This window comes from Klebsiella sp. WP8-S18-ESBL-06 (genome assembly GCF_014169755.1).
GTDB classification, from domain to species: domain Bacteria; phylum Pseudomonadota; class Gammaproteobacteria; order Enterobacterales; family Enterobacteriaceae; genus Kluyvera; species Kluyvera ascorbata_B.
On record NZ_AP022256.1, the window covers coordinates 1099845 to 1126792 of the forward strand.

The window sequence follows — 26948 nt, forward strand, 5'->3', positions numbered from 1 at the left end:
TTAAGCGGATATTTATGGGCGCGAAGGCTAGCATTGGCAGTATGTGTGGTAAATGGGGAGAGGGGTAAATACGATGTTTTTGCTGATAAAAATGATGAAAATGGCGTTTTTTAGCGCCCAATCATAATTATTGCTAATAAAATGCGGTTGGCATTTGTACGCAAACGATTGGCATGAGAGCTGTAACACAGTTTTAGCGATGTTTTAGCGAAAAAAAAACCGGCGGAAAATCCGCCGGTGAGAAGTGAAATGCGCTGTGGCTGACGGTCAGGCGCAGATTTCGTAGCAAGGAATATAGGCAGAGCCGGGAAGCTTCATACGGTGCTGCGCCACAAAACCCTGTAGCAGTTCGTCCATACGGCGCATCATTTCTTTATCGCCATGAATTTTGTACGGCCCGAACTCTTCAATTGCCCGAATGCCCACCTCCTTCACGTTTCCGGCAACGATGCCAGAGAAGGCGCGGCGCAGGTCGGCGGCCAGCACTTCCACCGGCTGGTCCGGATAGAGCTTGAGGTTAGCCATATTCTCGTGCGACGGCTCAAACGGCATCTGTAGATCGGGCGCAATGCGCATTGACCAGTTGAAGCTGTAGGCATCGCCGGTGTCACGGCGGTTTTCTTTGACCAGCGGCATCGCTTTTTTCATCTGACGCGCCACTTCGACTTCATCGTCAATGATGATCTTATAGTGGCGACGCGCGCCTTCACCCAGCGTGTGCACGACGAACTCGTCGAGCACGCGGAAGTAGTCAGCGCTCTCTTTCGGGCCGGTCAGGATCAGCGGCAGCACCTGGTCTTTGTTTGCCGGGTTCATCAGAATACCCAGCAGATACAGCAGCTCTTCCGCCGTTCCCACGCCGCCCGGGAAGATAATGATGCCGTGGGCGATACGGACAAACGCCTCAAGGCGTTTTTCGATATCGGGCATGATGATCAGCTCGTTAACCAGCGGGTTAGGCGGCTCGGCGGCAATGATGGACGGTTCGGTCATACCGATAAAGCGGCCTTCTTTGTAGCGCTGCTGCGCATGGCCGACCGCGGCGCCTTTCATCGGCGCTTCCATCGCGCCTGGCCCACAGCCGGTGCAGATGTTCAGCTCGCGCAGGCCAAGCTGGTTACCTACGCGGCGCGCGTACAGGTACTCGTTTTCATTGATAGAGTGGCCGCCCCAGCACACCACCATGCTTGGCGCTTCGCCGACGTGCAGCGCACGCGCGTTACGCAGGATGGAGAACACCAGGTTGGTAATATGGGTTGAGCTTTCCAGATCCAGATTCGGGAAACGCACGGTGTTATGGATCTGCCCGTAGACGAACAGAATATCGCGCAGCACTGCAAACAGGTTGGCCTGCAGCGAACGGATAATACGCCCGTCAACGAACGCCTCTTCCGGCGGATTAATAAGCTCCAGCTTCACGCCGCGTTCGCGGCGCAGTACGTTGATGTCAAAGCTTTCGAAGCGGGACAGCAGTTCTTTACTGTTATCGGTCAGGCTGCCTGAGTTCAGTACGGCCAATGAGCAGTTGCGAAACAATTGATACAGGTCGGTGCTGGCCGTGCGTTTAAGCATGTCGACTTCCAGCTGCGACAACATATCCATTGCGCCAAGCGGGCTAATATGTGTAATCAAGTGAACTCCTTAACGGGACGAAAATCGTCTTCCTTAGTGATTACAATAGCCTTGCTGGCGCGGGAACGACAACCTTAGATGCGGAACAATGTGCAACACATTGAGACATTGTTCACGTTACTGACGTACCAGGCGGCCAATAGCCGGCACGAATTCCGCATTTGAGCGCCATGGGTTGATATCCAGCCCGCCGCGACGGGTGTAGCGGGCATAAACGCTCAGGCTTTCCGGCGCGCAGAAGCGGAGAATATCGTTGAAGATACGCTCGACGCACTGCTCGTGGAATTCATTATGGTGACGGAAAGAGACCAGATAGCGCAGTAGCTTTTCGCGGTCGATTTTGGGGCCACGATACTGAATTTGCACCGAGCCCCAGTCTGGCTGATGGGTAATCAGACAGTTTGATTTCAGCAGATGGCTGACCAGCGTTTCTTCCACCACCTTTTCACCGGCGGCGCCGTCGAGGTAGTCGGCGTTGAACTGGTAGCTATCAATCTCAATATCCTGATCGTCAATGCAGCTGCCGTGGAAATGGGCGATAGGCTGACCTTCGATTTCGTCGAGGCGGTACAGGGCTACGGTGACTTTACCCTGCGCGCAGGCACTCAGATCGCGCTCAAGCGTTTCCTGCACGTCCTGCCAGCAGGCAAAACGCGTTTGGTTAAAACTGTTCAAATAGAGTTTAAAGCTTTTCGATTCGACCAGATTCCCCGTCTCATGACTGAGCTCAACGTGGCCGACGGCCACCTGCGGCAAGCCTTTGGCATTGAGCCAGGAGAGTTCGTACAACGTCCAGATGTCCGCGCCATGAAACGGCAGGGAATCGGCATGCAGCCCCAGCGGATCGCGGTTCAGGCTACGCGGGACGCCCTGCAGCAGGGTGGCGTCGTAGGTATCACGGTAATCTGTGGTTTTACCGAGCGTCAGGCCGGCAAGCGCCTGATGGTTATCATAAGAAGACATGTTTCACCGTTATAAAGCAGGTACACTATGGTTTTAAGTGTACCCTGGCTAACCTGAAGAGAGAAATTCGTGGATCAGCAGACCGCAGACGCATTACACGCATTTACCCAACGCTATTGCGATGCCTGGCAGCGCACCTATGGCAGCCTGCCGCGCAGCGAAGAGCTGTACGGTATTCCCTCACCGTGTCAGGTGTCTACCACCGGCGAGGCGGTGTACTGGCAGCCGCAGGCGTTTGACGGCGAGCAGAATGTAAATGGCGTTGAACGGGCTATGGATATTGTGGTACAACAACCCATTCACACATATTATACCACTCAGTATGCGGGTGATATGCAAGCGCTTTTCATGGGGGAACCCCTGATGCTGCTGCAGGTGTGGAGCCCCGAAGACTTTCGGCGCGTGCAGGAAAACCTGATTGGTCACTTGGTCACGCAAAAGCGCCTGAAGCTTTCGCCGACGCTATTTATTGCCACGCTGGACAGCGAGCTCGACGTGATTTCCGTCTGCAACGTGACCGGTGAAGTGGTTAAAGAGACGCTCGGAACGCGCAATCGCCTGCCTCTTGCTTCCTCTCTTGCGAGCTTTCTGACTCAACTTGAGCCAATTCTGTAGGAAAATGTCCCCATCCCTTTGTGAGAGATCTCTTACACGCTCTGTGAGAGATCGCCAGAATATCAGTAAGACACTTATCCCATCATTTTAGTAATTCTTTTTTATTTCAACATGTTATTAATTTCGTCAGGCAATTTTTACGTCTGTAAGCCTTAAGGATTTGCCTGTAAGACGCTTGTAAGACGAAGGGAAATAGCGGATTCTATCTACGTCGACAGGGAGTCGCACAATGAAGTGAACATCAGGATGATGACGCTTCATAGGACACACCGGGAAGGTGATTCAAGGAAAGGCTTCAGGAAGAAGCAAGAGGATAGCGCAGGAGCGCGTTAAAGGACACCTCCAGGACGGAGAATGAGAGCCAGACAGGATATCTGGTGGATCAGGAAGATCGGGACACACTCAAGGATTGGGTGAAATCGCATCGGGGTGGTGTGATGCAGGAAGCAACCGTTTAAGGATGAACTGGTCAGGAGACCACAGGAAAAGTTGTCACGGATGAGCAGGGAGCACTAAAAGTAGCTGGATTGCTGCGAAACGAACCGGGAGCACTGTTTTTACAGTGCTCCCTTTTTTTTGTTTCCCACCAACTAGTGGTATCCTGCGCGCGATTTTGTTTCCTCAGAGGTTTTCCATGACACGCCACGATAGCCTTCGCGACCAGCTCCTGCTTATTGAAACGCTGCTTCGCCAGCATCAGCACTGGCAGGATGATGTGCCGCACGAAAGCGCCTTTGCCAGCGACCAGCCGTTCTGCATGGATACCCTGGAGCCGCTTGAGTGGCTGCAATGGGTGTTGATTCCACGTATGCATCAGCTGCTGGACAGCGGAATGCCGCTGCCAAAAGATTTCGCCATCGCGCCTTACTACGAGATGGCGCTTGACGCCGCGCATCCGTTGCGCGCCATCATTCTGCCGCCGCTTGAACAGCTGGATGCCTTCTTTACGAGTGACCCTCACTGATGCTGGAAATTATCTACCAGGATGAATGGCTGGTGGCGGTCAATAAACCGTCCGGCTGGCTGGTGCACCGTAGCTGGCTCGATCGCGACGAGAAGGTGGTGGTGATGCAGACGGTACGCGACCAGATTGGCCAGCACGTCTTTACCGCCCATCGCCTCGATCGCCCAACCTCCGGCGTATTGCTGATGGGGCTCTCCAGCGAAGCCGGGCGTTTGCTGTCCCAGCAGTTTGAGCAGCACCAAATTCGCAAGCGCTATCACGCTATCGTGCGCGGCTGGCTGACCGATGAGGCGACGCTGGACTACCCGCTGGTAGAAGAGCTGGATAAAATCGCCGATAAGTTTGCCCGCGAGAATAAAGACCCGCAGCCTGCGGTGACGCACTATCGCGGTATGGCAACGGTGGAAATGCCGGTCGCGACCGGCCGCTACCCAACGACCCGCTATGGGCTGGTCGAGCTGGACCCGCAGACCGGCCGTAAGCATCAGCTACGCCGCCACCTGGCACACCTGCGTCACCCGATCATTGGCGACAGCAAGCACGGCGATCTGCGCCAGAATCGCAGCGCCGCTGAACACTTCGGCTGTCACCGCCTGATGCTGCACGCCAGCCAGCTGTCGTTGACGCACCCGTTCACCGGCGAGCCGCTGACCCTTCGCGCCGGGCTGGACGAGGTCTGGATGCAGGCTTTATCACATTTCGGCTGGCGCGGGCTTCTCCCCGATAATGAAAGGGTTGAGTTTGTTGCCGACTGCGGTCAGGATGAAGCTATCCAGAAGTAAACAGGGAGTTAAATCATGGCTGAAGTAGGGATTTTTGTCGGCACCATGTACGGCAATTCGCTGTTGGTGGCGGAAGAAGCGCAGACGATTCTCGAAGGGCTGGGCCATCAGGCGGCGGTCTTTGAAGATCCGACGGTCGCGGATTGGGAAAGCTACACCGGGAAATATGCGCTGGTCGTCACGTCGACGACCGGCCAGGGCGATCTGCCTGACAGTATCGTGCCGTTGTTTAACGATCTCCAGGATATGTACCAGCCTCATTTGCGTTACGGCATTATCGCCCTCGGCGATAGCACCTATGCGAACTTCTGCGGCGGCGGCAAGCGATTCGACGCGCTGTTGCAGGAGCAGGGCGCGCAGCGCATTGGCGAGATGTTGATGATTGATGCCTCGGAAGACCCGGAGCCGGAAAGTGTCTCTAATCCGTGGGTCACGCAGTGGGCGGCGCTGTTGAAATAGCCCTTTCTCCTTTCCACACCGGTACGACGGCGTCGTACCGGTTGCTATTTGTTGATCGGCCACACTATTGAAGAAATTTCCCCTCTAATATTGTGCATATGCACGATGAGCTGTCGCTCGCCTGTTCCTATACTGCGTTTAGCATCATTTTGACGATCGCGAGATTTCTCGCTCCGACGCGTCGGGCCGGACGATGTCCTGCTTTCGGCCGTCATTTCAGTAGACAAGGATTTAACCATGACGATTCACTCTTCCACGCCCGTGGTAACGGCCATGCAGGTCATTCCGGTAGCCGGGCATGACAGCATGCTGATGAACCTGAGCGGCGCCCATGCGCCGTTCTTTACCCGCAATATTGTGATTATTCAGGATAACGCAGGGCATACGGGCGTGGGGGAAATTCCCGGCGGCGAGAAGATTCGCTCCACGCTGGAAGAGGCCGTGCCGCTGGTGGTCGGGAAGACGCTCGGGGAATACAAAAACGTCCTTAACCGCGTGCGCGCCGTTTTTGCTGACCGTGATGCCAGCGGTCGGGGCCTGCAAACCTTTGATTTACGCACCACGATCCACGTTGTGACCGCTATTGAAGCGGCCATGCTGGACCTCCTTGGGCAGCATCTGGGCGTGAACGTCGCGACGCTATTGGGCGACGGGCAGCAGCGTAGCGAAGTGCAGATGTTGGGCTACCTGTTCTTTATCGGCGATCGTAAGGCAACGCCGCTGCCGTACCAGAGCCAACCTGACGACGACTGCGCGTGGTACCGGCTGCGTCATGAGGAGGCGATGACTCCCGATGCGGTGGTGCGCCTGGCGGAAGCGGCCTATGAAAAATACGGTTTCAATGACTTCAAGCTGAAGGGTGGCGTAATGGCCGGGGAGGAAGAGGCCGAGTCTATCGTGGCGCTGGCCAGGCGTTTCCCGCAGGCGCGCGTGACGCTGGATCCGAACGGCGCGTGGTCGCTGGATGAAGCGATTCGGATCGGCAAATATCTGAAGGGGACGCTGGCGTATGCGGAAGATCCGTGCGGCGCTGAACAGGGTTTTTCCGGCCGTGAGGTGATGGCCGAGTTCCGTCGGGCAACCGGCCTGCCGACCGCCACCAATATGATTGCCACCGACTGGCGGCAGATGGGGCACACGCTGGCACTTCAGTCGGTCGATATCCCGCTGGCGGACCCGCACTTCTGGACGATGCAGGGCTCGGTGCGCGTGGCGCAGCTGTGCCATGAGTTTGGTCTTACCTGGGGTTCTCACTCAAACAACCACTTTGATATTTCTCTGGCGATGTTCACCCACGTGGCCGCCGCTGCGCCGGGAAACATTACCGCCATTGATACTCACTGGATCTGGCAAGAGGGCAACCAGCGTCTGACGAAACAGCCGCTGGTCATTGCGGGCGGCAAAGTGCAGGTGCCCGATAAGCCAGGGCTGGGCGTTGAGCTGGACATGGACCGGGTGATGCAGGCCAACGCGCTGTATCAAAAGCACGGCCTGGGGGCTCGCGACGATGCGATAGGCATGCAGTATCTGATCCCAAACTGGACGTTTGATAATAAACGTCCCTGCATGGTGCGCTAAGCTTACAGCCGCTACTTCGTACAAGGACTGCTTATGAAGATTGTGATTGCCCCTGATTCGTACAAGGAAAGCCTGAGCGCCCTTGAGGTGGCCAGCGCCATTGAGGACGGATTTCGGGCGATATACCCCGATGCCGAGTATATCAAGGTGCCGGTTGCCGACGGCGGTGAAGGCACGGTGGAAGCGATGGTGGCTGCCACCCAAGGCCGCGTGGTGCAGGTGACGGTGACCGGCCCGCTTGGCGAGCCGGTGGCGGGCTTTTACGGTATCTCCGGCGATGAGCGCTGTGCATTTATCGAGATGGCCGCCGCCAGCGGGCTGGCGCTGCTTCCGCCCGCAGCACGTAATCCGCTTAAGACCACCTCATGGGGAACCGGTGAGCTGATCCGCCATGCGCTGGATCTTGGCGTGACGTGGATCATTATCGGCATCGGCGGTAGCGCGACCAACGACGGTGGAGCTGGCATGGTTCAGGCGCTGGGAGCGAAACTGTTGACCGCCGACGGTCAGCCGCTCGCCCCCGGCGGCGCGGCGCTGGCGACGTTAGCGAAAATCGATATCAGCGGGCTGGATAAACGCCTGGCGCGCTGTCGGATTGACGTAGCCTGTGATGTGACGAACCCGCTGATTGGTGAAGAGGGCGCATCGGCCATCTTTGGCCCACAGAAGGGCGCCACGCCGGAGATGGTCGCCCAGCTTGACCACGCGCTGGCACATTATGCCCGGCATATTGCCGACGACTTAGGGCTCGACGTGCTGACTCTGGAAGGCGGTGGTGCCGCGGGGGGAATGGGCGCCGCGCTGTACGCTTTTTGCGGCGCACAGCTGCGTCCGGGGATTGATATTGTCACCGAAGCGCTGCACCTTGATGCGCTGCTGGCGGATGCGGATCTGGTCATTACCGGTGAAGGGCGTATCGACAGCCAGACCATCCACGGCAAAGTCCCTGTGGGGGTTGCGCGGGTGGCTAAGCGCCACCGGATCCCGGTGATTGGTATTGCGGGCAGCCTGACGGCAGACGTTGGCGTGGTACATCAGCATGGTCTTGATGCCGTGTTTAGCGTGCTGTATCGCATTTGTTCGCTGGACGACGCGCTGGCGGAAGCGGGAGCAAACGTACGGATGGCGGCGAGGAATATTGCCGCAGTCATCAAGATTGGGCAGTCTCTGTAGGCCGGATAAGGCAACGCCGCCATCCGGCAATGTGCGCCGGGCGGCCTGATGGCGCGGTGCTTATCAGGCCGCCCTTTTTGCGCTAACCCAGCATTTTCTTTGTCTCGCGCGTGACGTTATCCATTTCATCAAGCAGCTCCAGCAGTTCAGGCTCCAGCTCCTCTGCCGGGGTGCCGCCGCGCAGCTGGCTTTCAATCAGATAACACAGATGCTTCAGACGCGGCACGCCGCTATAGCCGCAGCTGCCGTGCAGTTTATGAATGGTATCGACCAGATTTTCCGGCTCTTCACCGACCAGCTGTTCCTCAACTTTGTTACGGACTTCCGGCAGGAAGGCGATCAGCATGTGCAGCATTTCGCGCGCCAGGTCTGGCTTGTAGGCTGCCTGACGCAGCGCCAGCTGCCAGTCCAGCGTGGCGTTAAGATCCACCGGCGGTTCTATCGGCTCCATTTGCAGCGGGCGCGGCGGAGTGTTCAGGCCGGGTTTGTAGCGTAGCAGCAGGTCGTGCAGCCGGTTTTCTTCAATCGGTTTGGCCAGATAGTCATTCATGCCAGCGGCCATGAGCTTCTCTTTTTGCCCAGCCAGCGCGTGGGCGGTGACGGCAATCACCGGCGTCTGCTGCTGGTGCGGAAGCTGGCGAATCAGCTCACAGGCGCGAATACCGTCGATATCCGGCATCTGAATATCCATCAGAATCAGATCGAACTTCATCTGTCTGGCGCACTCAACCGCCTGCTGACCGCTTTCACACAGCTCGACGTGCTGCACCTGATCGTCAAGCAGCGCGCCGATGAGCTTCAGGTTCGCCGGGTTATCGTCTACGGCCATCACCGTCATTGGCAGGCGATGTTCGCTGGTTGGCAGCGCTATCGTTGACGACGTGACGTGGTTGAACTCCAGCAGCACCGGCAGCAGGCGGGTTGAGGTCAGCGGTTTCAGCAGGCAGGCCGCCGCACCGTTCTGTTTAAGCGACTCGGCGTCGACCTGTGCGTGGCACGGTAGCGCCAGCACCAGATGATCGGTCATCCCCAGCGCGGCGTTCAGCTTATCGCGGTGGATTGCGAGGTCGCGTACCGACACCGGTACGGCAACCAGCAGAATATCGTAGAACTCGGCGGGCAGGGCGGCAATGCTCACCGCGTACACCACCTCCAGCGGCGTTGAGGCCAGAATATCCAGCGTCGCCTGCGCGGCGGCGGCGTTAGCCTCGACGTAGGCGATACGTTTGCCTGCCAGGCTGCGGGTATCGGGCCCGTCGGCGATCACGTTCGGGTTGAGATCGAGATTGATGTTAAACCAGAAGGTCGAACCGCGGTTTGGCTGGCTGTGGAAGGAGATATCACCGCCCATCTCGCGCACCAGCTTCTGGGTGATAACCAGCCCCAGCCCGGTGCCGCCGTGGCGGCGGGAGATGCTGGCATCGGCCTGGCGGAAGGCCTGGAACAGCCGCGATTGATCGCGCTCCGGAATGCCGATGCCGGTATCGCGGATTTGGACTTCAATCTGCACTTTGTTATTGCTGACGGCGCGCTGTTCGACCAGCACGTCAATATTGCCGTTCTCGGTGAACTTGATGGCGTTGCCGACCAGGTTGGTGATCACCTGCTGAAGACGCAGCGGATCGCCGATGACGTTGTCCGGCACGTCATTTTTAATGTTTAGCGTCAGCTCCAGACCTTTATCGTGCGCCGAGTGCGCCAGCAGCGTGACCACTTCATCCAGCGAATTGCGCAGCGGGAACGGGATGCTTTCCAGCAGCAGTTTACCGGCCTCGAGCTTCGAGAAGTCCAGCACGTCGTTGATGATCGCCAGCAGGTTGTTGGCCGATCGTTCAATGGTATTGAGGTGATCGCGCTGGGTCGGGTTCAGCTCGGTTTTGAGCGTCAGGCGAGTAAAGCCAATCACGCCGTTCAGCGGCGTGCGCAGCTCATGCGACATGTTCGCCAGGAATTCAGACTTGATGCGCGCCGCTTCCTGGGCGCGTTTCTTGGCCAGATCCAGCTCGACGTTCTGAATCTCCATCTGCTCCAGCGTTTCGCGCAGGTCCGAGGTGGCCTGGTCGACGTTGTGCTGCATCTCCTCATGGTAGGCCGCCAGCGACATGGCCATCGAGTTGATGCCGTTTTTCAGCATATCCAGTTCGCCGAGCATAAAGCCTTCAACGCGGCTGTCGAGCTGCCCACGACGGATACGGTCAACGGTATTCACCATGTTGCGAATCGGCCCGGTCACGTCCTGCATCAATCGCCAGCCGAAGATTAACGCAATGCCGATACAGAACAACATCATCACGCTGGAGATGAAGATCTCTTTGTACTGCTGGAGACGCACGGATTTGAGGTCCAGCTCCAGCGCGACGTAGCCCAGCATATTGACCGGGGTTTTCGCATCTGACTGCGGCGACTCATCCGGCGAGTAGTGCTCGGAAATAATCGGCGTTCGCAGAATCATGATATCGCCGTGGCGCGTCACGCTTAGCCTTCGCGGGAAAGGCATACCGCGCGGCAGCTGAAGCTCGCCGGGGTCCAACTGATAGTTCGAGGTGACAAACAGCTTGTTGTGTTCATCATAAACTGAAATGGCCCGCACGATATCGGAATGGCGGCGGTGAAGTACGCTTATCAACTGACCGATCGATTCACGGTTTTGTAAGTTCATACCGTATTCACTGGAGACGGCAAGCGGCTCGATAATACTCGCGCCGGCGTCTTCCAGTTGACGCTGCAGGTCGTTATAGCGGTGTACGACGAAGAAGATGCTGAGCAGTAAACCGATAAGTACGGTCGGCGCCAGGATCAAAATCATCATTCTTGCACGCAGGCTGTAGTTGGTCATGGAGGTCCGTTGTGGGAGAATCAGGGCAATATATTTGATTGAGAAAAATCTCTACGATGGCGCAATTCTACTCTGCAAAACGGCGCGTGACGACGCGTCAGATCATAACCGTGACAGTCAGCGATCTTGATCCCTTTGGGCAAGGTGTGGCGCGCCACAACGGTAAAGCATTATTCATCAATGGCTTACTTCCAGAAGAACGGGCTGAAATTACCCTCACGGAAGATAAAAAACAGTATGCGCGCGGCCAGGTCAAACGTCGTCTGAACGACAGCCCGGAGCGCGTTTTGCCGCGCTGCCCGCACTTTGGCGTCTGTGGCGGCTGCCAGCAGCAGCATGCTGCGGTTGCACTACAACAGCGCAGCAAGCGCGCGGCGCTTAATCGTTTAATGAAGCATGAGGTTGATGAGGTTATCGCCGGTGACGCCTGGGGATACCGCCGCCGTGCGCGTCTGAGCTTGAATTATCAGCCGAAGACCCAACAGTTGCAGATGGGTTTTCGCAAGGCGAATTCGAACGATATTATCGATGTGGTGCAATGCCCCGTTTTGGTGCCCGCTCTTGAGGCGCTGCTGCCGGCGGTGCGTGAATGCCTGAGTAGCCTGAAGGGGCAACGTCAGCTCGGACATGTGGAGCTGGTGGGCGCTGACAACGGCCCGTTGATGGTGCTGCGCCACACCGCGGCGCTGAGCGACGACGATAAAGAAAAACTGGAACGCTTTTCGCATTCTTCCGGCGTGGCGCTGTATCTGGCGCCGGAAAGCGAGATACTTGAACGCGTTACCGGTGAAGCCCCCTGGTATTCTTCAGACGGTCTACGCTTAACCTTCAGCCCGCGTGATTTTATTCAGGTGAACGACGGCGTAAACCAGCAGATGGTGGCCACGGCATTAGCATGGCTGGATGTACAGCCCACAGACCGAGTGCTGGATCTGTTCTGCGGTATGGGTAACTTTACGCTGCCGCTGGCGAAGCGTGCGGCGAGCGTCGTCGGGGTAGAAGGCGTTCCGGCGCTGGTGGCGAAGGGGCGTGAGAACGCCGCGCAGAATCATCTCGAAAATGTCACTTTCTTCCATGAGAATCTGGAGGACGACGTCACCCGTCAGAGCTGGGCGAAGCATGGTTTTGACAAAGTTTTACTCGATCCTGCCCGTGCTGGCGCACCGGGCGTGATGCAGCATGTTATAAAATTAGCGCCGACGCGGGTGGTGTACGTGTCCTGCAACCCGGCTACGCTTGCGCGCGATAGCGAGGCGTTGCTGAGTGCGGGTTACCAAATTCAGCGTCTGGCAATGCTTGATATGTTCCCGCACACTGGGCACCAGGAATCTATGGTGCTGTTTGAGCGTCGGTAATAACGGTGGCTTGTCGACTTCGACAGGCCGGTCCCTGAAAGGAGAGGACAATGGTTGCGGTAAGAAGTGCACATCTCAATAAAGCTGGTGAGTTTGACCCACAGAAATGGATCGCAAGTCTGGGAATTTCCAGCCAGCAGTCGTGTGAACGCTTAGCCGAGACCTGGGATTATTGTCGCCGACAGACCGTAGGGCGCGATGACGCCGAGCTGATGCTTTGGCGCGGGGTTGAGATGGTCGAGATCCTCTCCACGCTGAGTATGGATAACGACACGCTGCGTGCGGCGCTGCTGTTCCCGTTAGTCGACGCTAACGTGGTGAGTGAAGAAGTGCTCAGCGAGAGCGCCGGAAAATCGGTCGTTACCCTGATTCACGGCGTGCGCGATATGGCGGCGATTCGTCAGCTGAAGGCGACGCATACCGACGCGGTATCCTCCGAACAGGTCGACAACGTGCGCCGCATGCTGCTGGCCATGGTCGATGATTTCCGCTGCGTGGTGATTAAGCTCGCCGAGCGCATTGCCCACCTGCGCGAAGTGAAAGACGCGCCGGAAGATGAACGCGTGCTGGCGGCGAAAGAGTGTACCAACATCTACGCTCCGCTCGCCAACCGTCTCGGCATTGGCCAGCTCAAATGGGAGCTGGAGGATTACTGCTTCCGCTACCTGCACCCGGCCGAGTACAAGCGCATTGCCAAACTGCTGCACGAGCGCCGCATCGACCGCGAACATTACATCAATGAGTTTGTCGGCCACCTGCGCAGCGAAATGAAAACCGAAGGGGTGAAGGCCGAGGTTTATGGCCGTCCGAAGCATATCTACAGCATCTGGCGCAAAATGCAGAAAAAACACCTCGCCTTCGACGAGCTGTTTGACGTGCGCGCGGTGCGCATCGTCGCCGAGCGTTTACAGGACTGCTACGCCGCGTTGGGGATAGTGCACACTCACTATCGCCACCTCCCTGATGAGTTCGACGACTACGTGGCTAACCCAAAACCCAACGGTTATCAGTCTATCCATACCGTAGTACTGGGGCCGGGTGGCAAAACGGTTGAGATCCAGATTCGTACTAAACAGATGCATGAAGATGCCGAGCTGGGTGTCGCCGCGCACTGGAAGTACAAAGAAGGTACTGCCAGCGGGCCACGCTCCGGCCATGAAGATCGTATTGCCTGGCTGCGTAAGCTGATTGCGTGGCAGGAAGAAATGGCTGACTCGGGCGAAATGCTCGACGAAGTGCGCAGCCAGGTCTTTGATGACCGCGTTTACGTGTTTACGCCAAAAGGTGACGTGGTGGATCTGCCGGCGGGATCAACGCCGCTGGACTTTGCCTACCACATTCACAGCGACGTCGGTCACCGCTGCATTGGCGCGAAAATTGGCGGGCGTATTGTGCCGTTTACCTACCAGCTACAGATGGGCGATCAGATTGAAATCATCACCCAGAAGCAGCCGAACCCGAGCCGCGACTGGCTGAACCCGAACCTGGGCTACGTAACGACCAGCCGCGGGCGTTCAAAAATCCACGCCTGGTTCCGCAAACAGGACAAAGACAAGAACGTGCTGGCCGGTCGACAAATCCTCGACGACGAGCTGGCGCAGCTGGGGATCAGCCTCAAGGAAGCCGAAAAACACCTGCTGCCGCGCTACAACTTTAACGACGTTGAAGAGCTGCTGGCGGCCATTGGCGGCGGCGACATTCGCCTCAACCAGATGGTCAACTTCCTGCAGGCGCAGTTCAATAAACCAAGCGCCGCCGAGCAGGACGCGGCAGCGCTCAAGCAGCTGCAGCAGAAAACCTATACGCCGCAGAATCGCAGCAAAGATAACGGCCGCGTGGTGGTAGAAGGCGTGGGTAATCTGATGCACCACATTGCCCGCTGCTGCCAGCCGATTCCCGGCGACGAGATTGTTGGCTTTATTACTCAGGGACGCGGGATTTCCGTACACCGCGCCGACTGTGAACAGCTGGCGGAGCTGCAGTCGCATGCCCCTGAGCGTATCGTTGATGCCGTCTGGGGCGAAAGCTACTCGGCGGGCTACTCGCTGGTGGTTCGCGTGCAGGCCAACGATCGCAGCGGCCTGCTGCGTGATATCACCACGATTCTCGCCAACGAGAAGGTTAACGTGCTGGGCGTTGCCAGCCGCAGTGACACCAAACAGCAGATGGCAACTATCGATATGACGATTGAAATCTATAACCTGCAGGTGTTGGGCCGCGTGCTTGGCAAGCTCAATCAGGTGCCGGACGTGATCGACGCGCGCCGCCTGCACGGCGGGTAATCTTTCTGTAGGCCGGATAAGGCGAAGCCGCCATCCGGCAATTTCACCACGCCGGATGGCGGCATAAATGCCTTATCCGGCCTGCTATTTTTAAATTTCCAGGATTGTCACATGACTCAAATCGACCGACTGCTCGGCATCATGCAGCGCCTGCGCGACCCGGAAAACGGCTGCCCGTGGGACAAAGAGCAGACGTTCAGCTCTATTGCCCCTTACACCCTCGAAGAGACATACGAAGTGCTCGATGCGATTGCGCGCGAAGACTTTGACGACCTGCGCGGCGAGCTGGGTGACCTGCTATTCCAGGTCGTGTTTTACGCCCAGATGGCCCAGGAAGAAGGGCGCTTTGATTTCAACGATATTTGCGCAGCCATCAGCGACAAGCTGGAACGCCGCCATCCGCATATTTTTGGCGACGCGCGCGCCAGCAACAGCCAGGAAGTGCTGGCCCGCTGGGAGCAAATCAAAACCGCCGAACGCGCGGAAAAGGCGCAGCATTCTGCGCTGGACGACATTCCACGCGCTTTCCCGGCCCTGATGCGAGCGCACAAAATCCAGAAGCGCTGCTCGGCTGTCGGCTTTGACTGGACGACGCTGGGCCCGGTGCTGGACAAAGTGTACGAAGAGATCGACGAAGTCATGGACGAAGCCAGGCAGGCGGTGGTTGATGAGGCTAAACTGGAAGAGGAGATGGGCGATCTGCTGTTCGCGACCGTTAATCTGTCTCGCCATTTAGGGGTAAAAGCCGAGACCGCGCTTCAAAAAGCCAACGAAAAATTTGAACGCCGTTTCCGCGAAGTGGAGCGAATTGTCGCGGCGCGCGGCCTGGAAATGACCGGCGTAGACCTCGATGTGATGGAAGAAGTTTGGCAGCAGGTAAAGCAGCAGGAACATGATCTCTAAAGAATTTTTGCGGGGAAGGGCGAAAAGTGCGAAATCTTAAATGACAAGCGCTTGATTTGCGTCAAAAACATTTACCCAAAAGGGGCTATTTTCTCACTCCCCATGTTTGTTTCTGCGGCGATTGAGGAGCGAGAATGAAAGTTTGTGGCGCTCGCCATGTTCGGGTATACTACTTTCCCGTCTTGGTTATTCCATCGTTTCACCCTAACTTCTCAGGTTCAGCATGACAACGAACTATATTTTTGTGACCGGCGGGGTCGTATCCTCTCTGGGTAAAGGCATTGCCGCAGCCTCCCTGGCAGCCATTCTTGAAGCCCGTGGCCTCAACGTGACCATGATGAAATTGGATCCGTACATCAACGTCGATCCAGGCACCATGAGCCCGATCCAACACGGGGAAGTGTTCGTTACCGAAGACGGCGCTGAAACCGACCTGGACCTGGGTCACTACGAGCGTTTCATCCGCACCAAAATGACGCGCCGCAATAACTTCACGACCGGTCGTATCTACTCCGACGTTCTGCGTAAAGAACGCCGCGGTGACTATCTGGGCGCGACCGTACAGGTCATTCCTCACATTACCAACGCCATTAAAGAGCGTGTCCTTGCCGGTGGCGAAGGTCACGACGTGGTACTGGTCGAAATCGGCGGTACCGTAGGTGATATCGAATCCCTGCCGTTCCTGGAAGCGATTCGTCAGCTGGCGGTTGATATTGGTCGTGAACACGCGCTGTTCATGCACCTGACTCTGGTGCCTTACCTGGCGGCTGCCGGTGAAGTGAAAACTAAACCGACTCAGCACTCCGTCAAAGAACTGCTTTCTATCGGTATTCAGCCAGATATTCTGATCTGCCGCTCCGATCGCGCGGTTCCGGCCAACGAACGTGCAAAAATTGCATTGTTCTGTAATGTGCCAGAAAAAGCGGTTATTTCGATGAAAGACGTCGATTCCATTTATAAAATTCCAGGCCTGTTGAAATCTCAGGGGCTGGACGATTATATTTGTAAACGATTCAGCTTAAACTGCCCGGAAGCAAACCTGGCCGAATGGGAACAGGTTATCTACGAAGAAGCGAACCCGGCAGGCGAAGTCACGATTGGTATGGTCGGCAAGTACATTGAACTGCCGGACGCCTACAAATCCGTGATTGAAGCGCTGAAGCACGGTGGTCTGAAAAACCGCGTTAGCGTCAACATCAAGCTGATTGACTCGCAGGATGTGGAAACGCGCGGCGTCGAAATTCTGAAAGATTTGGATGCTATCCTGATCCCTGGCGGCTTCGGCTACCGTGGTGTAGAAGGTAAGATCGCGACCGCGCGCTATGCGCGTGAAAATAATATTCCTTATCTGGGCATCTGCCTGGGTATGCAGGTTGCGCTGATTGAGTTTGCGCGCAACGTTGCGGGGATGGACAACGCCAACTCCACGGAATTTGTGCCAGACTGTAAGTACCCGGTTGTGGCGCTCATTACCGAATGGCGTGATGAAGAAGGCAATGTCGAAGTTCGTACTGAAAAGAGCGACCTCGGCGGCACCATGCGCCTTGGCGCGCAGCAGTGCCAGCTTAGCGATGACAGCCTGGTACGTCAGATGTACGGCGAACCCACTATCGTTGAACGTCACCGTCACCGCTATGAAGTCAACAACATGTTGTTGAAACAGATTGAAGCTGCAGGTCTGCGCGTTGCGGGCCGTTCCGGTGATGATCAGTTGGTCGAGATCATCGAAGTACCGAATCACCCGTGGTTCGTTGCTTGTCAGTTCCATCCGGAGTTTACTTCCACGCCGCGTGATGGGCACCCGCTGTTTGCTGGCTTTGTGAAAGCCGCAGGCGAGTACCAGAAGCGCCAGGCGAAGTAAAAAAAGTTAGAACGGCAGCGCCCCACGAGGGGCGTTGTTTGTCTGGAGTTTTAGTTTAACTTGTACTGAGGAAAACCTAATGTCCAAAATCGTTAAAATCATCGGTCGTGAAATCATCGACTCCCGTGGTAACCCGACTGTTGAAGCAGAAGTACACCTGGAAGGTGGTTTCGTCGGTATGGCAGCTGCCCCGTCAGGTGCTTCTACTGGTTCCCGCGAAGCACTGGAACTGCGCGATGGCGACAAATCCCGTTTCATGGGTAAAGGCGTACTGAAAGCGGTTGCCGCTGTTAACGGTCCGATTGCTCAGGCTCTGCTGGGTAAAGATGCTAAAGATCAGGCTGGCATCGACAAGATCATGATCGATCTGGACGGTACTGAAAACAAATCCAACTTTGGCGCGAACGCAATCCTGGCCGTTTCTCTGGCAAACGCCAAAGCAGCAGCTGCCGCTAAAGGCCTGCCGCTGTACGCTCACATCGCTGAGCTGAACGGTACTCCGGGCAAATACTCCATGCCGGTTCCGATGATGAACATCATCAACGGCGGCGAGCACGCTGACAACAACGTCGACATTCAGGAATTCATGATTCAGCCAGTTGGCGCGAAATCCCTGAAAGAAGCCGTACGTATGGGTTCCGAAGTGTTCCACAACCTGGCTAAAGTTCTGAAAGCTAAAGGTATGAACACTGCTGTTGGTGACGAAGGCGGCTACGCTCCTAACCTGGGCTCCAACGCTGAAGCTCTGGCTGTTATCGCTGAAGCGGTTAAAGCAGCTGGCTACGAGCTGGGCAAAGACATCACTCTGGCGATGGACTGTGCAGCGTCTGAATTCTACAAAGACGGTAAATACGTTCTGGCTGGCGAAGGCAACAAAGCATTCACCTCCGAAGAATTCACTCACTTCCTGGAAGAACTGACCAAACAGTACCCGATCGTGTCCATCGAAGATGGTCTGGACGAGTCTGACTGGGATGGTTTCGCATACCAGACTAAAGTACTGGGCGACAAAATCCAGCTGGTTGGTGACGACCTGTTCGTAACCAACACCAAGATCCTGAAAGAAGGCATCGAAAAAGGCATCGTTAACTCCATCCTGATCAAATTCAACCAGATCGGTTCTCTGACCGAAACTCTGGCTGCGATCAAAATGGCGAAAGACGCTGGCTACACCGCTGTCATCTCTCACCGTTCTGGCGAAACTGAAGACGCTACCATCGCTGACCTGGCTGTTGGTACCGCTGCTGGCCAGATCAAAACGGGTTCTATGAGCCGTTCTGACCGCGTTGCTAAATACAACCAGCTGATTCGCATCGAAGAAGCGCTGGGTGCACAGGCTCCGTACAACGGTCGTAAAGAGATCAAAGGCCAGGCGTAATCCTGTCTTTATCTGATATAAAAATGCCAGCCTTCGGGCTGGCATTTTTTTTATTTGAAATCGACCGCCATCTGCTGAGGGATCGATAGCCCGCGGGTTGTCTGCACGCAGCGATCGATATAGTCGGTAAAACGAGGGGGTTTGGGCATGCCCATGCTCAGCAGCTTATCGTTGCTGAAGCGCACGTTCAGCGTGGCGAACGCGCCGTACAGCCGCATGGCTTTCAACATCAGCCGCTCGTTACAGGGCCCGAAGATGCCTTTAAGCTCGCGGCGCATTTTCACCAGCGTCTCATAGCTTACCTGCGCATAGCGGTCGCCAACCGGTGCCTGCTCCAGCGCTGTCGCCATCGCACTGTCAATGTCGGCAAAACGAACGCTGTTCTCTTCCCCGGCGGAGATGTGCACCACTTCCCCCTGTGCGAGCGGTGAATGAAGCAGCATCAGCAGCGCGCTGGCGCAATAGTCCACCGGAATCACGTCGATGCGGTCTTCCATTGAACACATAAATTTTTGCAGCATCAGCCCCATGCTAAACACCCAGAAGATGCTGCTGGACGGCTGGCAGCCGTGGTGAGTATGACCCACCACGATTGAGGGGCGAGCAATAACTAACGGCAGCGCAGGGCACTGTTGTTGCATCAGCTGTTCAATGGTCGATTTAGAATGGGTGTACTCGACGAGGTGTTCCGCGCGCTCGCGAAATGCGGCGCTCTCGGCTACCAGAGAGTCTGGTTCCGGCGAGCAGGACATCGCTGTGCCAACGTGGAGAAAACGCTGCAGGCCTTCTACCTGTGCCATGCGCTGGGCAAACTTCAGCGTACCTTCCACGTTGACCTTCCAGATCAGCGGGTTGTTACCGAATGACGCTACGGCGGCACAGTTCAGCACGTGGGTAACCTGCGCCAGACGTGGGTCATTAAGAAACCCTTCCGGTGTGGCTAAATCGCCCAGCAGGATATTGCGTTCGCTTAAACCCGCGAGCTGCTCCTCGCTGAGATTGAACTTGCGCAGGTTTGCTTTCACCCGTGCGACAGCCTCTGCACCGTTTTCAGCACGTACTAAAAGCAGTAATTGAGGATGGTTATTGCCATTGAGGATCGCTTCCAGCGCCGCTCCACCCAAAAAACCGGTAACGCCCGTCACTAATAATGTATTCATGAGTACTGTCTCATCAGGGTTGGTTTGCGGATTCTAGGATGAGAAAAGTAAACGGTGATTAAATAAAGAATGGCCTCTTTATGGCGTGTCTTAAGCTTATTTTAAGACTCGGCATTAATGTGGATTACATTCGACAAGTCGCGCTTTGTAAAAATTCAATAAAAATTAATTATAATTATATATTGTTGATTTTATTGTAATTTTATTTATTTCTGAGTTGTAAATTAAAACATTATTTGTTACATCAAAAGTGGCATTTTTTCTTTGTGAAATAAATGAATTATCCGGTTTTAGTGGCGAAATGTTTGCAGGCTAAGTTTTATAATGGTTGGTATGGTTAAATTGAATAATAATACAATCAACGTTTCGACAACGGAGTTAATTCATTTTCGCGGCGTGTCGTTTTAAAAGATATCTTTAATCAGAAGCGCGGCGTGCGGCGTGTACTCGCGGTTGCGCAAGAAGTGCGCGGGATCGTTGGGGCGAAGTATGCAATAATAACGGTTTACCACTATTGAAGAGTTGACGATGCAGTACCCGATTAACGAGATGTTCCAGACCCTGCAGGGCGAAGGTTATTTTACTGGCGTTCCCGCCATTTTTATTCGTTTACAGGGATGCCCGGTAGGCTGTGCCTGGTGTGACACTAAACATACCTGGGAGAAGCTCGAGGATCGGGAAGTTTCTCTGTTCAGTATCCTGGCAAAAACCAAAGAGAGCGATAAATGGGGCGCGGCAAGTAGCGAAGACCTGCTGGCGATTATTGGCCGCCAGGGCTGGACGGCGCGCCACGTGGTTATTACCGGCGGTGAACCGTGTATTCACGATCTGACCCCGCTTACCACAATGCTCGAGCAGAATGGCTTCAGCTGCCAGATTGAAACCAGCGGCACGCATGAAGTGCGCTGTTCACACAGTACCTGGGTTACCGTCTCACCAAAAGTGAATATGCGCGGCGGCTTCGACGTGCTGTCGCAGGCGCTGGCCCGCGCCGATGAAATCAAGCACCCGGTAGGCCGCGTGCGCGACATCGAAGCGCTGGACGAACTGCTTGAGACGCTCTCCGACGATAAGCCCCGCATTATTGCCCTGCAGCCTATCAGCCAGAAAGAAGACGCTACGCGCCTGTGCATTGAAACCTGTATCGCACGTAACTGGCGTTTATCGATGCAGACGCATAAGTATCTGAATATCGCCTAAGACGCTGTTCTTAACCCAGGGCGAGGGGCAATCCGCCTCGCCCGTGGTTTTTTCGTCGGCTGGATAAGGCGACGCCGGCACTGGTCAATTTGCACCGTAGTGCCTGATGGCGCTGCGCTTAGCAGGCCTGCTGATTATTACCTGGCGGCCTCATTCATCAGCTTCGAGAAACGGTCCATCGGACAGAAACCGTTGGCATCCACCGGGCAGCCTTTCAACGCCAGCGTGACGCGCTGTGGCGGTGTTTCCAGCGTCAGCTTATCGGCATTACGCAACTGTTCGGTGCTCTGATAAACGTACTCAATTTTCATTAAGTCCCGATTTTCTTTTGCGTCATGCCAGCGCTGGAAAACGATTTTTCCGCCAATGGGCGTACGCTCATATTGGCCAGGAAGCGTGTAGGCGTCGAAATCGAGCGCGGTTAACAGCGAAGCAATGTTGGAATCATGGCCGACTAATATGGTCACTTTTGGCGCTTTTGCCGCCTCGGTCACCAGCGCATTATCGATATATTTTACCAGCGGTTTTGCGACGTTCTGCGCCACTTCCGTTGAGGTAAACAGGCTATCCTGGTAGCCGTTTTTCAGCTGCGACAGCAGTTGCCACTGCTTATCCGTTTTAATTTCACCCCATGCCACCTGATCCAGCGGGAAACCTTCGTAATATTGCAGCGTAAACGCATCGACGAGCGAGTTACCCACCGCCAGCGGGCCTTTCACGCTCGGCTCTTTTTGGTAGTTAGCGCTAAAGCTGTCTTTTGCTTCGCTCAGAGAGCACTGCTGTTTTTCTTTGCAGGACGGAGAGTCCTGATAGCGAATGATTTGCGACAGCAGTTTAAAGCTTTCGTCCAGATGTTTACCCTGGCGCTCTTTTTCCATCGCCTGCACCGCTTTTTCGCGGAAGGCGTCAGAATCATTGGTGATCACCGGGTTAAACGTAGGGTCCATTGTGCCCATTTTTTCTTGATGGTGGACCACAATATCGCAGCCGGGGAAGGCGCCGTTGATAAAGAACTGAGCGGTGGCGACGGTACGTTGCAGGCTATTGGCATAGGCGTAAACGCTGTTCGGCGGCGGGCATTCTCCGCTGGTGACCAGACCCTGCTGCGCCAGCCACTCGCGCATATAGTGCCCCATATACACTTCCAGAATGCCGCCCTTGGTGGTGAGCTGGCCGCCAGGAACTTCCCACGTAGGCCACGCGTTTGGCGTCGACTGTTGCAGCACGCTGCCGTTAGTGGCAAGCGGTGCACGAAGGTTGTGACGGCTCATCACCAGCACCTGTTGAAGCTGATACCCATCCTCGGTCGTTGTCGCGGCGCTCGCGCCAGAGGCAATGCACAGCGCAGAGAGCGCTACCGCAAGAAACGTTTTCTTCATCCCTATTTCCTCATTATGTATTTACCAACCTAATGAGTCTGGCAGATGCGGGCAATTTTTCCGCGCGGCAGGCCGCAGAATGAAAAATCAGTGAAATGAGGACGATAGCGGAAATGGTGAACGAGGCGGGGGAGTCGTGTACCGGCTCCCCGCGTGCGGGAGAAATTACTCGCCGCGATAAACGCAGCCAGCGGTGCAGGTTTCTTTAACCATGACCGCGCTCAGCAGCGGCACAACCGGTTTAACCTGTTCCCAGATCCAGCGGGACAGCACTTCACTGGTCGGGTTCTCCAGGCCAGGGATATCGTTCAGATAGTAGTGATCCAGACGATCGTAGGTCGGTTTGAACGCCGCTTTCAGTTCGGCAAAATCCATGATCCAACCAGTATGGGGATCGACTTCACCGGTAATCTCAAGACGCACCATAAACGAATGGCCGTGCAGGCGACCGCACTTATGCCCTTTTGGCACATGTGGCAGGTGGTGGGCGGCTTCGAAGGTGAAATCTTTAAACAGTGTGGTGGACATCATGAACTCTCAGTCTTGCGGAAAAAAACGCCGCATAGTACCCGAATGCACATTTTTCTGCATTAACTAAAACGGCTAAACGGGCAATGCGTGCAAATATTGGTCATGGTGATAATTATTTTTCAATCATATCAATTAGTTATTAAATCTGTTTTATCGCTATTAACTACCAGGAAAACAGGTTAGTCCATTTGGTTATTTGATATTTCTATCACTTCTTTAATTGTTATTATCGTCGTCGTTAACCTTACATTCAGTTTTGTTTTTCCTGATTAGAAACAGCTTTGCTACTGGAACATAACGACGCATGACAACACAGTCTCCCCCTTCAGCTTTGCTCCCGCTTAATCCGGAGCAGTTGGCGCGCTTACAGGCCGCCACTACCGATTTAACACCGACCCAGCTTGCCTGGGTTTCCGGCTATTTTTGGGGCGTGCTTAACCAGCAGCCAGGCGCAGCGGTCGCAACAGCCGCGCCGGTAGCCGCTGAAGTCCCGAGCATCACGCTGATTTCCGCCTCGCAAACCGGCAACGCGCGCCGTGTTGCCGAAGCGCTGCGTGACGATCTGCTGGCCGCCAAACTGAACGTGAACCTGGTGAACGCCGGGGATTATAAATTCAAACAAATCGCGTCAGAAAAGCTGTTGGTGATAGTGACCTCTACGCAGGGTGAAGGGGAAACGCCGGAAGAGGCCGTTGCGCTGCATAAGTTCCTGTTCTCGAAAAAAGCGCCGAAGCTGACCGATACCGCCTTTGCGGTGCTGGGTCTGGGCGATACCTCTTATGAGTTCTTCTGCCAGGCGGGGAAAGACTTCGACAGCAAGCTGGCTGAACTGGGCGGCGAGCGTCTGCTCGATCGCGTCGATGCCGACGTCGAATACCAGACCGCGGCTGCGCAGTGGCGCGAGCGTCTGGTTGAGGTGCTAAAAGCCCGTGCGCCAGCAGCGTCTTCCGTCGCGGCCGTGGCAAGCGGTGCGGTCAATGAGGTTCACTCCAGCCCGTACACCAAAGAAGCGCCGCTATCGGCATCGCTCTCGGTGAACCAGAAAATCACCGGCCGTGATTCGCAAAAAGATGTCCGTCATATCGAAATCGATCTCGGTGACTCCGGCCTGCGCTATCAGCCGGGCGACGCGCTGGGCGTGTGGTATCAGAACGATCCCTCGCTGGTCAAAGAGCTGGTTGAACTGCTGTGGCTGAAGGGCGATGAACCGGTCACGGTTAATGGCAAAACGCTGCCGCTGGCGGAAGCCCTGCAGTGGCACTTTGAGCTGACGGTCAACACTGCCAATATCGTGGAAAACTATGCCACCTTAACGCGCAGTGAATCGCTGCTGCCGCTGGTCGGTGATAAAGCCCAGCTTCAGCAATATGCGGCGACCACGCCAATCGTCGATATGGTGCGCTTCTCCCCGGCACAGCTCGACGCCGAAGCGTTAATCGGCCTGCTGCGTCCGCTGACCCCGCGCCTTTACTCCATCGCCTCGGCACAGGCGGAAGTCGAAAGTGAAGTGCACGTGACCGTCGGCGTCGTGCGTTATGACATTGAAGGGCGCGCCCGCGCAGGCGGCGCGTCCAGCTTCCTCGCCGATCGCGTGGAAGAAGAAGGTGAAGTTCGCGTGTTCATTGAACACAACGATAACTTCCGCCTGCCGGCAAACCCGCAGACGCCGGTGATTATGATTGGCCCGGGCACCGGTATTGCCCCGTTTCGCGCCTTTATGCAGCAGCGTGCTGCCGATGGCGCCGAAGGCAAGAACTGGTTGTTCTTCGGCAACCCGCATTTCACCGAAGATTTCCTGTATCAGGTGGAATGGCAGCGCTATGTAAAAGAGGGCGTGCTGAGCCGAATCGATCTGGCCTGGTCTCGCGATCAAAAAGAAAAAATCTACGTCCAAGACAAACTGCGCGAACAGGGCGCAGAGCTGTGGCGCTGGATCAATGACGGTGCCCACATTTATGTCTGCGGCGACGCTAATCGCATGGCGAAAGACGTTGAGCAGGCATTGCTGGAAGTGATTGCTGAATTCGGTGCAATGGACATCGAAGCGGCGGATGAATTTTTAAGTGAGCTGCGCATTGAGCGCCGTTATCAGCGAGATGTCTACTAATGAGCGAAAAATACCCAGGGCCTTTAGTGGTCGAAGGCAAACTGACTGACGCCGAGCGCATGAAGCGTGAAAGTAATTTCCTGCGTGGCACCATCGCGGAAGACCTGAACGACGGCCTGACCGGCGGCTTCCACGGCGATAACTTCCTGCTGATCCGTTTCCACGGCATGTACCAGCAGGACGACCGCGATATCCGCGCCGAACGTGCAGAGCAGAAGCTGGAGCCGCGTCACGCCATGCTGCTGCGCTGCCGTTTGCCGGGCGGGGTGATCACCCCAACCCAGTGGAAGGCCATCGACAAATTTGCCGCGGATAACACCATTTACGGCAGCATCCGTCTGACTAACCGTCAGACCTTCCAGTTCCACGGTATTCTGAAGAAGAACGTGAAGCCGGTGCACCAGATGCTGCACTCCGTTGGCCTGGACGCACTGGCGACCGCCAACGACATGAACCGTAACGTGCTGTGCACCTCGAACCCATATGAGTCCGAGCTGCACGCGCAAGCCTATGAGTGGGCGAAAAAGATCTCCGAACATCTGCTGCCGCGTACTCGCGCCTATGCAGAGATCTGGCTCGATCAGGAAAAAGTCGCGACGACGGACGAAGAGCCGATCCTCGGTTCAACTTATCTGCCGCGTAAGTTTAAAACTACGGTGGTGATCCCGCCGCAGAACGATATCGATCTGCACGCCAACGACATGAACTTCGTGGCGATTGCCGAAAACGGCAAGCTGGTCGGTTTTAACCTGCTGGTCGGCGGCGGTCTCTCAATCGAACACGGCAACAAGAAAACCTATGCCCGTACCGCGAGCGAATTCGGCTTCCTGCCGCTGGAGCACACCCTGGCGGTGGCGGAAGCGGTGGTCACGACCCAGCGCGACTGGGGTAACCGTACCGATCGTAAAAATGCCAAAACCAAATACACCCTTGAACGCGTTGGTATCGACACGTTCAAAGAGGAAGTGGAGCGCCGTGCGGGGATCAAGTTTGAGCCGATCCGCCCGTACGAGTTCACCGGTCGTGGCGATCGCATTGGTTGGGTGAAAGGGATCGACAATAACTGGCACCTGACGCTGTTTATTGAAAACGGCCGTATTCTGGATTATCCGGGCCGTCCGCTGAAAACCGGGCTGCTGGAGATCGCGAAGATCCACAAAGGCGATTTCCGCATTACCGCTAACCAGAACCTGATTATTGCCGGTGTACCGGAAAGCCAGAAAGCGAAGGTAGAGAAGCTGGCGCGCGATCATGGGCTGATGAATGCAGTGAAGCCGCAGCGTGAAAACTCGATGGCCTGCGTGTCGTTCCCGACCTGTCCGCTGGCGATGGCCGAAGCCGAACGTTTCCTGCCGTCATTCACTGACAAAGTGGAAGCGATCCTGGAAAAGCATGGCATTCCTGACGAGCATATCGTGATGCGCGTCACCGGCTGCCCGAACGGCTGTGGCCGCGCGATGCTGGCGGAACTGGGGCTGGTGGGTAAAGCACCGGGTCGCTACAACGTACATCTGGGCGGTAACCGCATGGGCACGCGCATCCCGCGTATGTATCGCGAAAATATTACGGAATCGGAAATTCTCGACGCCGTTGACGAACTGGTCGGGCGCTGGGCGAAAGAGCGCGAAGCGGGTGAAGGCTTCGGTGACTTTACGGTGCGTGCGGGCATCATTCGCCCGGTGCTCGATCCCGCGCGTGATTTCTGGGAATAACCTGAACTGCCGGATGGCGGCATAAATGCTTTATCCGGCCTACCAACCGCGTAGGCCTGATAAGCGCAGCGCCATCAG

General features: G+C 55.8%; 20 protein-coding genes. 14 read left to right on the forward strand and 6 right to left on the reverse strand.

Annotated features, from left to right (window positions below; translation table 11 throughout):
- Positions 1-267: 267 nt before the first annotated feature.
- Positions 268-1632: a nucleotide 5'-monophosphate nucleosidase PpnN gene (ppnN, locus tag H7R76_RS05300; RefSeq protein WP_106926014.1), complete on the reverse strand. Its 1365-nt coding sequence runs from the start codon at positions 1630-1632 to the stop codon at positions 268-270.
- 117 nt (positions 1633-1749) lie between these two features.
- Positions 1750-2595, reverse strand: coding sequence for an NADPH-dependent 7-cyano-7-deazaguanine reductase QueF (gene queF / locus H7R76_RS05305; RefSeq protein ID WP_182967160.1), 846 nt, complete (start codon positions 2593-2595; stop codon positions 1750-1752).
- A 69-nt stretch (positions 2596-2664) separates the two neighbouring features.
- Here queF and syd point away from each other — a divergent pair, with 69 nt between their 5' ends.
- The 6 genes from syd to H7R76_RS05335 all read left to right on the forward strand — a co-directional run bounded on the left by syd (position 2665) and on the right by H7R76_RS05335 (position 8166).
- The gene (gene syd / locus H7R76_RS05310; RefSeq protein WP_106926019.1) at positions 2665-3210 is read left to right on the forward strand and encodes a SecY-interacting protein; all 546 of its coding nucleotides are present in this window, start codon (positions 2665-2667) and stop codon (positions 3208-3210) included.
- 634 nt (positions 3211-3844) lie between these two features.
- Entirely contained in the window at positions 3845-4174 is a 330-nt protein-coding gene (locus H7R76_RS05315; protein ID WP_182967162.1) for a YqcC family protein, read from the forward strand.
- Positions 4174-4956 carry a tRNA pseudouridine(65) synthase TruC gene (gene truC, locus H7R76_RS05320; protein WP_106926023.1) on the forward strand — a complete coding sequence of 261 codons (783 nt, stop codon included), beginning with the start codon at positions 4174-4176 and terminating at the stop codon, positions 4954-4956. The genes H7R76_RS05315 and truC overlap by 1 nt, the downstream gene beginning before the upstream one ends.
- Positions 4957-4971: 15 nt before the next feature.
- Positions 4972-5415, forward strand: a complete 444-nt coding sequence (locus tag H7R76_RS05325; RefSeq protein WP_106926025.1) for a flavodoxin — start codon at positions 4972-4974, stop codon at positions 5413-5415.
- Positions 5416-5652: 237 nt separating this feature from the next.
- On the forward strand, positions 5653-6993 hold the full coding sequence (gudD, locus tag H7R76_RS05330) for a glucarate dehydratase (protein ID WP_106926027.1): 1341 nt from the start codon (positions 5653-5655) through the stop codon (positions 6991-6993).
- A gap of 33 nt (positions 6994-7026) precedes the next feature.
- A complete protein-coding gene (locus H7R76_RS05335; RefSeq protein WP_106926029.1) occupies positions 7027-8166 on the forward strand; it encodes a glycerate kinase in 1140 nt (379 codons plus the stop codon).
- Between the two features lie 82 nt (positions 8167-8248).
- Here H7R76_RS05335 and barA read toward each other — a convergent pair whose 3' ends face one another.
- A complete protein-coding gene (gene barA / locus H7R76_RS05340) occupies positions 8249-11002 on the reverse strand; it encodes a two-component sensor histidine kinase BarA (protein ID WP_182967164.1) in 2754 nt (917 codons plus the stop codon).
- 56 nt (positions 11003-11058) lie between these two features.
- Here barA and rlmD point away from each other — a divergent pair, with 56 nt between their 5' ends.
- From rlmD to eno, 5 genes are all read left to right on the forward strand, one after another.
- Complete coding sequence (gene rlmD, locus H7R76_RS05345; protein ID WP_182967166.1) at positions 11059-12357, forward strand: 23S rRNA (uracil(1939)-C(5))-methyltransferase RlmD; 1299 nt, start codon at positions 11059-11061, stop codon at positions 12355-12357.
- A gap of 50 nt (positions 12358-12407) precedes the next feature.
- A complete protein-coding gene (gene relA / locus H7R76_RS05350) occupies positions 12408-14639 on the forward strand; it encodes a GTP diphosphokinase (protein WP_106926035.1) in 2232 nt (743 codons plus the stop codon).
- A gap of 111 nt (positions 14640-14750) precedes the next feature.
- The gene (gene mazG, locus H7R76_RS05355; RefSeq protein ID WP_182930110.1) at positions 14751-15542 is read left to right on the forward strand and encodes a nucleoside triphosphate pyrophosphohydrolase; all 792 of its coding nucleotides are present in this window, start codon (positions 14751-14753) and stop codon (positions 15540-15542) included.
- Between the two features lie 223 nt (positions 15543-15765).
- On the forward strand, positions 15766-17403 hold the full coding sequence (pyrG, locus tag H7R76_RS05360) for a glutamine hydrolyzing CTP synthase (RefSeq protein WP_106926039.1): 1638 nt from the start codon (positions 15766-15768) through the stop codon (positions 17401-17403).
- Between the two features lie 79 nt (positions 17404-17482).
- The gene (gene eno / locus H7R76_RS05365) at positions 17483-18781 is read left to right on the forward strand and encodes a phosphopyruvate hydratase (protein WP_106926041.1); all 1299 of its coding nucleotides are present in this window, start codon (positions 17483-17485) and stop codon (positions 18779-18781) included.
- Positions 18782-18831: 50 nt separating this feature from the next.
- Here the strand turns inward: eno and H7R76_RS05370 are convergent, their stop codons facing one another.
- Positions 18832-19941 carry an SDR family oxidoreductase gene (locus H7R76_RS05370; protein WP_106926043.1) on the reverse strand — a complete coding sequence of 370 codons (1110 nt, stop codon included), beginning with the start codon at positions 19939-19941 and terminating at the stop codon, positions 18832-18834.
- Positions 19942-20469: 528 nt separating this feature from the next.
- Here H7R76_RS05370 and queE point away from each other — a divergent pair.
- On the forward strand, positions 20470-21141 hold the full coding sequence (gene queE / locus H7R76_RS05375; RefSeq protein ID WP_106926045.1) for a 7-carboxy-7-deazaguanine synthase QueE: 672 nt from the start codon (positions 20470-20472) through the stop codon (positions 21139-21141).
- A 137-nt stretch (positions 21142-21278) separates the two neighbouring features.
- On the opposite strand, the gene agp is transcribed toward queE, so the two are convergent.
- Complete coding sequence (agp, locus tag H7R76_RS05380) at positions 21279-22520, reverse strand: bifunctional glucose-1-phosphatase/inositol phosphatase (RefSeq protein WP_182967168.1); 1242 nt, start codon at positions 22518-22520, stop codon at positions 21279-21281.
- Positions 22521-22685: 165 nt separating this feature from the next.
- Positions 22686-23051: a 6-carboxytetrahydropterin synthase QueD gene (gene queD, locus H7R76_RS05385; RefSeq protein ID WP_181357981.1), complete on the reverse strand. Its 366-nt coding sequence runs from the start codon at positions 23049-23051 to the stop codon at positions 22686-22688.
- A gap of 304 nt (positions 23052-23355) precedes the next feature.
- Here queD and cysJ point away from each other — a divergent pair, with 304 nt between their 5' ends.
- Together cysJ and cysI are read left to right on the forward strand one after the other, a co-directional pair.
- Positions 23356-25158, forward strand: coding sequence for an NADPH-dependent assimilatory sulfite reductase flavoprotein subunit (cysJ, locus tag H7R76_RS05390; protein WP_106926049.1), 1803 nt, complete (start codon positions 23356-23358; stop codon positions 25156-25158).
- The gene (cysI, locus tag H7R76_RS05395; protein WP_106926051.1) at positions 25158-26870 is read left to right on the forward strand and encodes an assimilatory sulfite reductase (NADPH) hemoprotein subunit; all 1713 of its coding nucleotides are present in this window, start codon (positions 25158-25160) and stop codon (positions 26868-26870) included. Before cysJ ends, cysI begins: the two co-directional genes overlap by 1 nt.
- The last annotated feature ends 78 nt before the right edge of the window (positions 26871-26948 follow it).